The sequence below is a fragment of the Pedobacter ghigonis genome (assembly GCF_903166585.1).
Taxonomy (GTDB): Bacteria; Bacteroidota; Bacteroidia; order Sphingobacteriales; family Sphingobacteriaceae; genus Pedobacter; species Pedobacter ghigonis.
The window spans coordinates 473,262-486,100 of record NZ_CAESCM010000001.1; the positions used below are offsets into that span (position 1 = coordinate 473,262).

At 42.1% G+C, this 12,839-nt stretch carries 10 protein-coding genes; 1 reads left to right on the forward strand and 9 read right to left on the reverse strand.

Features of this window, described 5'->3' with window-relative positions; translation table 11 throughout:
- Positions 1-305 precede the first annotated feature (305 nt).
- The gene (locus HWV58_RS02015) at positions 306-1,724 is read right to left on the reverse strand and encodes a glycoside hydrolase family 28 protein (RefSeq protein ID WP_175632458.1); all 1,419 of its coding nucleotides are present in this window, start codon (positions 1,722-1,724) and stop codon (positions 306-308) included.
- Positions 1,725-1,967: 243 nt separating this feature from the next.
- On the opposite strand from HWV58_RS02015, the gene pepE reads away from it, so the two are divergent.
- On the forward strand, positions 1,968-2,660 hold the full coding sequence (pepE, locus tag HWV58_RS02020) for a dipeptidase PepE (RefSeq protein WP_175632459.1): 693 nt from the start codon (positions 1,968-1,970) through the stop codon (positions 2,658-2,660).
- A 491-nt stretch (positions 2,661-3,151) separates the two neighbouring features.
- Here pepE and HWV58_RS02025 read toward each other — a convergent pair whose 3' ends face one another.
- The 8 genes from HWV58_RS02025 to HWV58_RS02060 form a co-directional block, all read right to left on the reverse strand.
- Positions 3,152-3,700 carry a GNAT family N-acetyltransferase gene (locus HWV58_RS02025; protein ID WP_175632460.1) on the reverse strand — a complete coding sequence of 183 codons (549 nt, stop codon included), beginning with the start codon at positions 3,698-3,700 and terminating at the stop codon, positions 3,152-3,154.
- A gap of 112 nt (positions 3,701-3,812) precedes the next feature.
- Positions 3,813-5,129, reverse strand: a complete 1,317-nt coding sequence (locus HWV58_RS02030) for a hypothetical protein (RefSeq protein WP_175632461.1) — start codon at positions 5,127-5,129, stop codon at positions 3,813-3,815.
- A gap of 25 nt (positions 5,130-5,154) precedes the next feature.
- Positions 5,155-6,621, reverse strand: coding sequence for a WG repeat-containing protein (locus HWV58_RS02035; protein ID WP_175632462.1), 1,467 nt, complete (start codon positions 6,619-6,621; stop codon positions 5,155-5,157).
- A 303-nt stretch (positions 6,622-6,924) separates the two neighbouring features.
- Positions 6,925-8,772 (reverse strand): glycoside hydrolase family 2 protein, encoded by a 1,848-nt coding sequence (locus HWV58_RS02040; protein ID WP_175632463.1) that lies wholly within the window; start codon positions 8,770-8,772, stop codon positions 6,925-6,927.
- Positions 8,773-8,835: 63 nt separating this feature from the next.
- Complete coding sequence (locus tag HWV58_RS02045) at positions 8,836-9,915, reverse strand: glycoside hydrolase 5 family protein (protein ID WP_175632464.1); 1,080 nt, start codon at positions 9,913-9,915, stop codon at positions 8,836-8,838.
- 20 nt (positions 9,916-9,935) lie between these two features.
- Positions 9,936-10,961: a glycoside hydrolase family 43 protein gene (locus tag HWV58_RS02050; RefSeq protein ID WP_175632465.1), complete on the reverse strand. Its 1,026-nt coding sequence runs from the start codon at positions 10,959-10,961 to the stop codon at positions 9,936-9,938.
- A gap of 111 nt (positions 10,962-11,072) precedes the next feature.
- The gene (locus HWV58_RS02055; protein WP_235972622.1) at positions 11,073-12,050 is read right to left on the reverse strand and encodes a glycoside hydrolase family 43 protein; all 978 of its coding nucleotides are present in this window, start codon (positions 12,048-12,050) and stop codon (positions 11,073-11,075) included.
- A 78-nt stretch (positions 12,051-12,128) separates the two neighbouring features.
- Positions 12,129-12,830, reverse strand: coding sequence for a DUF3823 domain-containing protein (locus HWV58_RS02060; RefSeq protein ID WP_175632466.1), 702 nt, complete (start codon positions 12,828-12,830; stop codon positions 12,129-12,131).
- Between the last annotated feature and the right edge of the window lie 9 nt (positions 12,831-12,839).

Sequence of the window (12,839 nt, forward strand, 5' to 3'; positions counted from 1 at the left end):
TAAAGGTAGCTCTGCCGTGAATATGAAAGAATTTGATTACGGCTCAGTTTGGCAAATAGTCTGCTGAAACAGGCATTTCAGCCTTCAGCTTTTGCTTATGGATTAGAGAACTTTGCTGAAATATTGAGAATAATTGATTCAAAATTTGCAAAAAAACAAATATTTAATACCTTTGCCCTTGCAGGGGGTGAGAGCCCTGCATCAATCATAGATTGAGAGCGTTAATTTAGATAAAAAGGTACAACAGCGATTGTTGTACCTTTTTTTATTTATATGCAATTTATTCTAACATAAACACCGCTTGTTTAGGGCTTTACACCTGTGGCATTTGCTACTTTTAAGGTAGATGCATCTGCAGCCGTAATCTTCACATTGTCGAAAGTCCAGTTTTGGGCAAATTCGATGTTACCGGCAGTTGCTGCTGTAATGTTCAAATTTTTAAAGTTGAAATTTTTTAATATGGTTTCGCTGAAACCAATGGCGTTGATGGCTTTTTTCACATCTTTCGCATTCACGTTGAAAACATTGATGTTCTGGATTTTTGGTATGCCTTTACTAGCCGGCTCAACATGAGTTAAAAGCTTGGTCCAATGCAAAGGAATCGAGTCAGGAGTATACCCAGCAGGCAAGGTTGAATAGCTGTAAGCGGGGTTCCAGTTTGGGTTAACCTGAATTACATTGCCGCCACCTTCCATGGTGATATTGCCGAAGTACACATCTTCTACCGTACCGCCCCTGGTTTTGGCCGATTTGATATTTAATGCATTGCCTGTGCCATAACCGATTAAATCAGTAGCCCACACGTGGCGGATGCTGCCCGAGGTTTCACTACCCAAAGTAAGTAAACCAGCACCTTTGCGGGCAATGCAGTTGCGGATAACCACGTATTCAGTTGGCCGGTTTACCCGTAAGCCATCCCAGTCGCGACCAGCTTTCAGGCAAAAATTATCGTCGTTACAATCAATGTCACAGTTCTGGATCAGGGTCCAGAGCGATGAATCTACGTCAATACCATCCGTACTTGGGCCATGCCCGTCTACGTTATTTCTAATCGTAATTTTATCAACAGTTACGTAGCTCGAATAAAGGATTTGTACCGTCCAGAAACCTGCTTGCTGTAAATTTACATCCCTTACAATCACATCGCTGGCCGATTCGATTAATACGGTTCGGGGGCGTTTTGCATCATAATCCACAATCCAGCGCAGGCCTTTAGCATCGTAATCTTTTCTCAGGTTCCAGTAATAATCCCAAAAAGGTTTTCCCTGGGCATTAATCAATCCCGATCCCGAAATAGCCACTTTGTGCTGTTTGAGGATGTTGATCAATGCTGCCGGCCATTTCATTTCGATGCCTGCTACACGGGTATCAATCTCGGGGTAATCTTTAATATCCTGACTGCCCAATAACTCCACACCTTTACCCACTTCGAAATTAACACCTGTTTTAACGAACAATGAACCGGTTAAATACTTGCCGGGTTGAAAAGAAACGGTACCTCCTCCTTTTGCTGCACAATCATCTATGGCTTGCTGAATAGCTTTGGTAGCTAAGGTTTTTCCATCATTTAGTGCACCGTACTGGTTAACGAGGTAGTTTTTTTGTTTGAAGCTAAATTTTCTGGCTCCTGCCTTACTTACCCAATCGGGTGTTTTAAATTGTGCAAAAACCGAACTGGTAAAGAATATAAGCGCTGTGAATACTATTACGGGGATGCTTTTCATAAATTACTTCAAATATATTTGGTTAACCCTAAACTGCACATTCAAATCGTACTGTTTATTTTGCGGTTAATATATCGAATATGGGTGGCCTAACCATCCTGTCGCATCCTGTAGAGGTTAACAGTTTAACCGGTATATTTTATAAGCCGGTAATTTTCGTGGATAGATCATCAATTGTTACTTTTGAACTATCGGCAAACCGACTCAGCTTTTTTAACCAAATACCTGTATAAACAAAGTACCATGAATATTATCCTTGCATCAACCTCTACCCTGTTTGATGGCGAATACCTGGCCTATTTAAAAGCAGAAATTATCGATCTGTATCAAGGTATCGACGAAATTATTTTTATTCCTTTTGCGCGGCCCGGAGGTATTTCTCACGATGATTACACCCAAAAAGCCAGCGATTTTTTCGAAACCATTGGCATCAAAGTTAAGGGGCTGCACGAATTTGAAGATCAGGCAATGGCAATTAACGCTGCGAGAGGATTTTTTACCGGAGGCGGCAACACGTTTCTACTGGTAAAAACCCTGCACGAGGCCGGCCTGATGCAAACGCTAAAATCGAATGTGGCGGAAGGGAAAGCTTATCTGGGTTGCAGTGCAGGTAGTAATATCGGCGGTTTAAATATGAAAACTACCAACGATATGCCAATTGTTTATCCGGCTTCATTCGAATGCATGGGCTTGGTTCCTTTTAACCTTAACCCGCATTACCTCGACCCAGACCCTACGCTACAACACAATGGCGAAACGAGGGAAACGCGTATTAAAGAGTTTTTAACCCAAAATAACATTAAGGTGGTTGGCCTGAGAGAAGGAAACTGGATTAGAAGAAAAGGTGATAAAATTACCGTTGAAGGCACCCAGCTTACACGCATTTTTGAACCGGGTAAACCGCCCTATGAATTGCCCGAAGGAAGTTTGTTGTAATCTGATTGTATTAGCGAATAGCTACTCAGCCATTAGGTCTCAATAGTCCTTCTACAGGCTAACCATTGACAGAAACTCATAGAATTTACGGCACTGCAAGAAACGAAGCAATCTTAATGCGCTCGCTAAGTAGCGATTGTTGTAAGATTACCTGCCTGTATGGTATGCATGCTTGCCAATACCAATTGTTAAGGTATCAGCATCGTATGTTTGCCAGCAAGTGCGGTATGTTTGGCTGCCAGGCTCAATTGTTAGGGTGCTACTATCGTATGTTTGCTTACAGCTGATGTTTGATGAATGTATTAGGCGGTATCTTTGGCTTGTTATTGGCTTATGTTTGGCCGCCACGAGTGGTAGAAGGGTGTGCTGTGCAAACAATAGCGAACGCATTAAGGTTCCCGCCTGCGCGGGAATGACGATCGGCTCCGAATGGCAACTTTGGGTACTCATTACCCTCCGTGCTTTCCGTGCCTCTATGGCTCGATTAAAGGTCAGGATTCAGGAGCAGAAAATGTAAATGCTAACATTCCCGGTACACCTTCGTGCGTATTTTTATGCTCTTCCTGAACCAGGTTAAAGTTAAGCCTCTCCAGCAGTTTTACAGATGGCGGATTATCGCTTGATGGAAAAGCAACAATGGTTTGCACCCCCATTACCTCAAATGCATATTTAAGCACACGTGGAATTGCCTCCTGCATAATGCCTTTCCCCTGAAAAGCCGGAAGCAGCTCATAACCCATTTCAATAGTCCTGGTTTCAGTATTGAAATCCCAAAGGCAAACCGCTCCAATCATAGGACCGGTCTCCTCCTCTGCGATAACCCAGTAAATCGATTCGTTGTTATTAACGAGGTTATCGATTTTGTTGATATATGCAATGGCATCATCTAAACTCCGATAGGGTGCTTTTCCGGTTAGGGTCGCTACCTTCACATCCGAACGGAGTTCGTAAATTTCTGCTGCATCGGTTAGTAAGAGCCTGCGAAGTGTAAATCTATCCGTTTTTAATATCGGAAAGGTGGAAAAATCGAATGGTTTCATCTAATTAATTTATGGAAGTCTTGCAACACTTCAGATTGTGATCTATTGTGAAGATACGAATTTCTCTACCATATTATTGAAAACACCAGTCACTACCAATCATCCGAAAAGCTTAATCCCAAAGTACCTGCTGATATTTAAGGTTTTGACGAAATGCAATTTTATCTGCCGATGATAATTGGGTTTTAAAACTAGATTCGAATAAAAACACAGCCTCATCAAAATTTCTAATGCCCACATTATACACCTGCAGCAGGTACTGTGCCGGATTGCTCTTTAAACCTGCAAAAACACCTTCGCCTTGGGTATTACATAAAATGGCTTCTATGAGTTCCTGATGCGCCTGGGCATTGTATTTATATTGCTGCAGCATGTAAGCTGATGATTTGGCACCCCATCTTTTCGCACGGCTCTGCAAATATTCCCATTCCCGCTGAACTTCCTCTTTCTCATACTCTACATAATGTTCTTTTTTACCGTACTTGGCATATAAATTATCAAAATAGTTTTTACCATTAAAAGGATTTAAAAAATTTACATTGCCCTTTACCCGGTAGGCGATAAGTCCGAAAGCATCACTGCTGCCGGTATCGTTATTAATATCCAATAGTGTAGTGATGCTTCCACCAGTAATTCCTCGCCAGTCTCCTGTGGTAAAACTATAGCAGTATTTATTCCAATAGGCCTGCATTTCGAGCGATTTCGCCTTCATTTCGTCCGATCCCATGTTTGAAATGTCTATTGCACCAAGTTTGAAAAATTTGCACCAATAAGAAGGCCATTCCTGTGGGCCACATTTATAACCCGTTGTAGAATCGAATATGATTCCCTGCGCCTCATTTTTAGTTGGGGGCAATACTTTCTGGCTAAACAGTGCCTGTGGCAATGTTTTTATCGGGGCTACTGCCTGCATATTTTGTGCAGAATCTGCAAATTTTAACTTATAACAAAGGGTTTCAAATACCAGCAGATCTGTATTTTTAATATGCAGCTGAATACTCCTTACACTACGCTCGGCGGTACCATCAGTGTACTTATTTCTAAAATAACTTCCATAGGTAAGCTTGCGGCTTTGCACAATGGGTTCAGCAAAAAACAGATATACCGCTGAGGTACTGATTTTCTCGTGTGTAATGCTCTGCAGATTTTTCCAGGGAATATTCCGATAAGTACTGCTTACGCGGGCAAACTTTTCTGTACGCGTAAAAGTTACCGATTGAAACGTATCGAAACTATGGGTTAGGGTATTGCAGTTGGCATCGATAGTATTATTGTAATACTGAAGTTCGTCTGAATAGCTTGAATTGTTAATCAGCTTGCTTAACTGTGCGGCAATCTGCGTACGCGATTGGGAATATCCGCCAGTACTGCTGCATAGTAACATTACCAGAAGTAATAAATTAATAGGGTATTTAAAGTATCTATTCATGGTGCTGGGTTTAAATGTGATTGACTTAATTTTCTACTTGTTTCCCGTTTTTATCAATTTTGATTTTTTTATCTCCGAGCGTTACAATGGCCTTTCCCTCGTCGAAATCTTCTACTTCAGCGTATAGGTTTTGAACCACTAACTTTCCTTCTTCATCCAAAAAGCCCCATTTTCCATCTATCTTGACCTTTACTCTTTCTTCCCTAAAAAAACCGAGATCACTATAAACTGGTTCAATAACCACTTTGCCCTTATCACTTATCATCCCCCATTTTTCACCAACCCTTATTTTTGCATGATACAAAATCATTCCTGTAACAAAGGTATATTGGATAGGAATTACTACTCTTTCGCTTTTATCTATAAAGCCCCATAAATTATTTAATTTAACCCTGGCCATTCCGTAATAAAAATCGCCAACGAATTGATATTTGGGTGCTATTGCTTCCTTTCCTTCTCTATTTAGGAAACCATATTTACCATTGGTTACCATTAAGGCAAGCCCCTCGCTATCATAACCTATTTTTTCGTATTTGTTTGGAGAAACCTGATTGCCAAGGGTATCCAGGATCATCTCTTTGCCATCCTGGGCTGCCTGATATGTTGCCCGGCCGAATGGAGAAAGTTCATCATACGCTGCAGGAATTAATATCCTTCCATTGATATCAATAAGCCCCTTTTTTTTATTGGCTGTAAAAGTGGCTTGTCCATTTGCATTAAACCTTCCAATCCCATCGTACACTGGTGGAATAACCTCTTTCCCCCATGCGTTCAATCTTCCCGTTTTCCCGTTTAATTTAACATTTACAGCTTTCTCCCCGCTGAACCCCAGTTTATCGTATGGTAAGGTTTTAATGATATTACCTTTAGTATCTATCATATAGATTTTATTTTCTTTTTCTACAAAGGCATTAGCGCCAAGGAAATATGTGGCTTCATCGTAAACAGCCGGAATAACGATCTTGCCAAATTTATCCATATAACCCTGCTTTTTATCTTTGGTTATCAAGGCAAGTCCATTTGCAAATCCAGAAATCCGATCGTATGGAGTTATAAACAGTTCTTTTCCGTTTTTATCCATTACCCCAAACTTCTTATTTAGTTCAAAAATCCTTACTCCATCAGAAACTTCTCCTATCCGATCGTATTTTAAAGGGACAATTTCGTTTCCCTTTGTGTCGATAATTCCATGTTTAAGGCTGTGATTATATACTATTGCAACTCCATTCTGAAAATCATAGCCTCCATAGTATTTAAGCTTAACCACTTCCTGGCCCTTATTGTTAATATATCCGTTAGCATTATTCAGCTCAACCAAAGCCAGGCCCTCACTAAATTCTTTGGTGTAATCATACTTAGGTGCAACCACTATGCGGCCCGTTATATCTTTAAAGCCGATTAAACCTTTCTCGTTAAAAGTTGTAAGCTGCTGCGCCTGGGCAACAAAGGAAGAAACAATCAAAAAAAGGAAAGCAGTAATTAGGTTTTTCATAAAAAGAGCGGGATTTATCGCGGAATTCATTCAGTTATTTTTTCACAAACAAGTTGGCCTGGTTAACAAACATTTCTTAACCACATCGGTAAAGTTTACCGATGCGAATATAAGTACGATTGCCTTTAAACAAGCCAGCTTAATTTTTTTAAATCAACCAAAAATACTGCTGTCTTTTAAAATCCCATATCCCCAATTAAGGGTATTTGTTAAACTTTCGGCTGTATTAAAAAGCCTGAAACAAAATGAGCCCGATATAAATACCGGGCTCATCAGATTGGTTATTTATGCTAAAACAGGCGGTTATTTCACCGGCACCTTAATCTGATACAATTTATCGTGCAGCGCTTTTATCTGTGTTTCAGAAAACTTGATATCCTTTCTGTCGTAAGTCATCAATCCATTAGTTTCTACTTCCACATCAGTTGTTTGCGTGTACACACCGGCCGAAAGCCCTAGCGGGATAAGCTGTTCCAGGCGTTTGGTAAACTCAGCATACTTGTTAAAAAGGTCGGTTTTGTTTTTAAAACTCTGGTAACCCCAATTGTTTTTTTGTTGCCACACATGGCCATCAATTGGTAAACCTAAACCACCAAATTCGCCCAGCACCAGTACATAGTCTTTTCCAAAGTAATCGGGACTAGGCATAGCCGGATGTGGATAGTTGTGCAGGTCGATGATATCGCCTACCGGGAAAAAGTTACCACCACTGGCTGTATTCACCAGGCGCGAAGGATCTTTCTCTTTTGTCCATTTGGCAATTTCTACCGTTTTAAATTGTCCCCAGGCTTCGTTAAATGGAGTCCACACTACAATTGAAGGTACATTATGCAGTTTCTCCATAATGGCATTCCATTCTTTTTTGTAGTAACCTTCTGATTCGGGACTTCTTTTCTGATCGGTTTGATGATCTAACACCCCGGGGCGGTTTTCCCAACGGTTACCCAAATCACCACTTGGCATATCCTGCCAAACCAGCATACCCGCTTTATCGCAGTAATAATACCAACGCGCAGGTTCTACCTTAATGTGTTTCCTGATCATGTTAAAGCCCATTTCCTTTGTCTTATCCACATCAAATTTCAAAGCTTTATCAGTTGGGGCAGTGTATAATCCATCCGGCCACCAGCCTTGATCTAATGGACCATACTGAAACAGGAAAGCATTATTTAACAACATCCGTTCTATCCCGCTGGCATCTTTACCCATCGAAATTTTACGCATAGCGAAATAACTTTTCACCTCATCTACCTTTTTGTTTTTTGAAAGCAGCTCGATTTTCAAATCATATAAAAACGGACTGTCCGGACTCCATAATTTGGGGTTTTCGATCTTTAAGCTCACTGTTCCTTTAGCCTCGGTAGTTTGCTCGGCTACCTTATTGCCTCCGTCCCAGGCCGAAATTTTTACCTGATCGCCTGCATTTGCATTTTCCACAAACGAGCTAACTTCAACAGCTTTCTGATCGATATCCGGTGTGATTTTAATGTGATCGATATGCGACTTGTTTACCGCTTCTACCCACACCGTTTGCCAGATTCCGGTAACCGGGGTGTACCAGATACCTTCTGGCCGCTTAACCTGTTTGCCTCGTGGCTGCGGACCTTCGTCAGTCGGATCCCATACCTCAACAGTAAGCGTTTGGTTGCCGCTTTTATTTAAGAAAGGGGTAATGTTAAAGCTAAAAGGATCAAAACCACCTTCGTGCTTACCTACTTCTTTACCATTAATACTTACAGTTGCACGCCAGTCTACCGCACCAAAATGCAGTAAAATATCTTTCCCTTTCATGTTCGACGGAAGGGTAAAAGAAGTTTTATACCACAGCAGGCTATCTTTACCAACGGTTTTACCTACGCCCGAAAGCGAAGCTTCTACAGCAAAGGGAACCAGAATTTTGCCCTGGTTAATGGCAGGGCGCTGCGATTTTTCGGCAATGGCATAATCCCATAAGCCGTTTAGGTTTTTCCAGTTTCCGCTACGTTCGAACTGCGGACGTGGGTACTCGGGAAGCACGGCAGCAGGATTAACTTCATCTGCCCAGGGCGACGATATTTTCCCCTTAACAGCCGACCATGGTTTACTGGCCTGCTGTGCAGAAAGTGAGAGCGAAAGCCCCAACAGTGCAAATAAAATAGACGTTTTTTTCATTTTTGGTTTCAATTGGTGGTAATTACAGATAACAATTTGGATTCTCAGCCCTGTATGATCTGCTTATTTGTTGTTTAATTTTTTAATCAGGTTTACTTCATCCAGGCGGTAAGGTGTGCCATCTGGCTGAAAAATCTCGTGGAACCACTCAACCGGATCTGAACCATCAGCCAGTGGAGTATCCCAGGCATATTTGGTATTGGTTTTACCAGCAGCAAAACCCCAGTTAATAGCGCCAACGTTTTCTGCTTTTAGCATGGGCAGAATGTTCGAAAAACGACTGTTACGCGGGCGGGCCATGTATTCGGTACAGATTAAAGGCCTGCCGCTTGCTTTTAATAAATCGATGGTTCGCTGGTGCCAGTCTGGTGCTTCGTAATTATGGTAAGTAACGATATCTGAATTGGCCAGTTGGATTTCGTTTAGTTTTTCGAAACCCCAGCTCCAGAGCCCGATGCTGATCGGCTGATCGGGATTTACCTCACGTGCCCAGCTAATCGTTTTGGTTAGCAGTGGAATGGTTGCTTCCAGTTTACCACTGTTTCCCGGTTCGTTATACAAATCCCATAGCAGAATGCGTTTATCATGAGCGAAATGCGTGAGTACATCTTTCACATATTTTTCGAGCTCAGGGAAATTGGCCTCTTCTTTAAAAGCCGGGTCGCCGGGATCCTGTAGCCAGCCTGAATTGTGAACGCCTGTTTTTGGCTCAGGTTGTTTGCCAATAGCAGCAGTTTTGTTCCAGCAATCGTCGAAGAACACAAACATCGGTTGAATGCCATGCTTTTGTGTAATGGTTAAAAACTGATCCATGCGTTTTTTAAAACCTTCGGGATCCTGGCTCCAGGCCTTGCTGTACAAAAATACGCGCAGGGTGTTAAAGCCTATACTTTCGGCCCAGCTCAGCTCTTTATCAATTACCGCTGGCGAAAAGGTATCGGCCTGCCACATTTCGAGCTGGTTAATGGCATTTGCCGGTATATAATTTGCACCGGTAAGCCATTTGTGTTCTTTGTACCAGGCATTGGCCTTCTCAACCGACCACACTTTTGCGGGTTCGGCTGCTTTTTTGTTTTTCTGCGCATAGCCTGTGCTTAAACAAAGCGCAAAGGCAAAAGGAAGAAGATAGTTTTTTAAGTTCATTGGTATTATATCTGATTATTTTACTTTTTAACTGAGGGTGCTGCCTGCTGAGTGCCTGTTTTTAAAGGTGTGCCGAAATTCGGTGTACCATCTGCATTCCAGCTAAACTGTTGTGCCCTAGGTGAGCGGAAACCGCCACAGCCTTGCCCCGGTTTATCATTAGCATGGTACAAGATCCAATCTTGTTTACCATCGGGCGACTTGAAAAAGGAGTTGTGCCCGGGAGCATATACACCATTTTCTATCGAGCGCTCAAATACTGCCTTTTCTAATTTTTTCCAGGAAGCCGGATCGAGCAAATTGCTTTTGGCCGATACAGTAAGCATGCCTAAAGCGTAAAAATCCGTCCAGCAGCCACTCGCCGAGTAAATGATAAACAGTTTATCGCCATGTGGCAAAAATTGTGGCCCTTCGTTCACATCTACATGCTCGCCTCCACCTAAGTCGCCATTTTTTTCCCAGCTAAATTTTGGTGATGATATTTTAACCCTTGGTCCATCTACTGTCCAGGGATTTTTTAGTTTGGCAATAAAGATTTCCTGTTTGCCGTTCGTGTCGCCTTCCCAACCCGACCAAATCATATACAGCTGGCCTTTAAAATCGATTACATCGCCATCTATTGCCCATTTATCAGTTGCATCGGCTATTTTTCCTTTAAAAATCCACTCGCCCTGCATGGGGTCGGCCGAAGCATTTTCAAGCACATACATGCGGTGGTTATCGTTTTTGCCATCATCGGCAGCAAAGTACGCGTACCATTTCCCTCTTAAAAACATCACTTCGGGTGCCCATATCTCTTTGCTGTATGGGGTTCCGGCAGGTGCCTTCCAGATGGTTTTCCTTTCAGCATCTTTTAAGCCTTCAATACTTTTGCTTTTCCACAAATCGATGCGGTTGCCCGAGGTATGGGTATAGTAATAATAGCCATCCTTATAAAAATTATAGGGATCGGCTCCGGAAGGCAATAGCGGGTTGGAAAAAGTTTGTGCCTGAGCCGCCAGCGCCAGTAACATACCTGCAAAAACTAAGTAATACTTTTTAATCATGCTATTTATTTGGTTGGGCATTTCCCCGTTAAATTCCCAGTCGCTAAAAAAGCGATTTTCTTTTTCCCGGATGCTCCTTATTGTTTCAATTTTTCTACAAAACCGATCATTTTACTGCCCGGGTTGAAGCGTTAACCACCTGAAAGTTTTTGGATCGATCTGCATTGCCGCATTTCCATCTTTCCCCTTCACAAATTTTGCGGCTACAATAACCGTTGCCCGTGGCGATACTTTCTGATTAGTATAGTGAATGTGGAATACATACTGTAAATTACCTTTGGCATCGACCAGAAAATCGCCATGTCCGGTACCGTTTTGCTTAATATTCGCTTTGCTGATGATGGGGTTTTCATTGTATTTGGTCCATGGGCCAAACGGCGATTTTGAAGTGGCATAGCCAACTGCATAATCGGGATTCCTAAAATCATTTGCCGAGTAAAACAGGTAATAGAGATTGTTCTTTTTCAGCACGGTTGGCCCTTCGGTAACCGGCCAGTCTGTTTTAGCCGTATTCTCCCAGTTTTCAGTTCCCGAAATGCATTCTTTAAGTGTACCTGGAATAATGTCTGAAAAATCGGCTTTCATTTCAGCTACAAAAATGCGGTTGCCCCGGTCTAACCGAACATGATAGAGGTAATTTTTGCCATCACTATCGGTAAACAAAAATGGATCGATCTGTTTTCCGCTACCAGAAATTTCCTTTAACACTGTTTGTTTAAAAGGTCCCAAAGGGCTGTTGCTTTTTGCAATGGCGATCTGCTCGTCGGCAGTATAAGCCATGTAATAGGTGTTGCCCCGCTTAAAAACCTGTGGTGCCCAGAAACCCTTAGTGCCAAAGGCATCGCCTTTTTTCAGGGCATAGCCATTTTTACTCCCCACAGGACCTGTCCAGTTTTTAAGATCAGTTGACTGGTACACCAAAAAACCTTCATCGCCACTGGTGCCGTACAGGTAATAAGTGCCATTATCGAAAAAGATAGTGGGATCGGCCAGGTAAATGTGCTTTCCATCCAGCGGTTTTTGCTGGGCATGGGCCAGCTGCACCCATACAAACAGGCACAACAGAGAAAGTATGGAGCGGTATTTCAAAATGGTTAAATTAGTTTAACTAAGATAATGAATAAAGGCAGGCATAGGGTTTTAGTTCCATATGCCTGCTGATGGTTATTAATAGGTAATTTTAGCTACCGGTGTGAAAATCAAATCGTCTACCCCTGCAATTTTTACCCCAATCCTGGCAAAAACATAATTTTGTGCAGGTACAATTCCGGGTATGGTTACACTTGTATTCAGGTTATTCAAATCGGCAATGGCCGCACCTCTAAGCTCCTGCACAGCAATGTTATTACCACCATCTACAAACTGTGTTTTATTGATGTAGAGCGATACGCTTTCCACATCTTTTGCATTGGCATCGGTAATAATTTTTTCGAGCTTGCAGAAACCATTTACCTTGCCCGTAGCTGCAGTTAAGGTTGCACCACGGATCATGTAATAAGGTGTTACTTCGATATCCATGGTTTTGCTGCCACTAATGTTTACCGCAATGGTATCTTGCTTGCCCGCAGCATTCTTTTTCCATAAAAAAGGTCCCTGGTTAGCCGAAAAAACAAGTTTATAGTTGCCATCAAATAGTTTGGCCGAATAGCCTCCCTCCTGGTTTACATTTACATTGAGCGCCGAATAGTTACCAAAGCCCGACTGCCAGAGTTCGAAATTTACCTGACCGTATTGTACATTAATGGGCTCTCCTTTGTACACAATCCTACCTGTAAAATCGGCCTGGGGTGCATCGTAATTATCTTTTTTACATGCGGAGAATAATACGGCTATAATTGCCCCTGCTATGAAATAAAATCTATTTTTCATATCTGTATC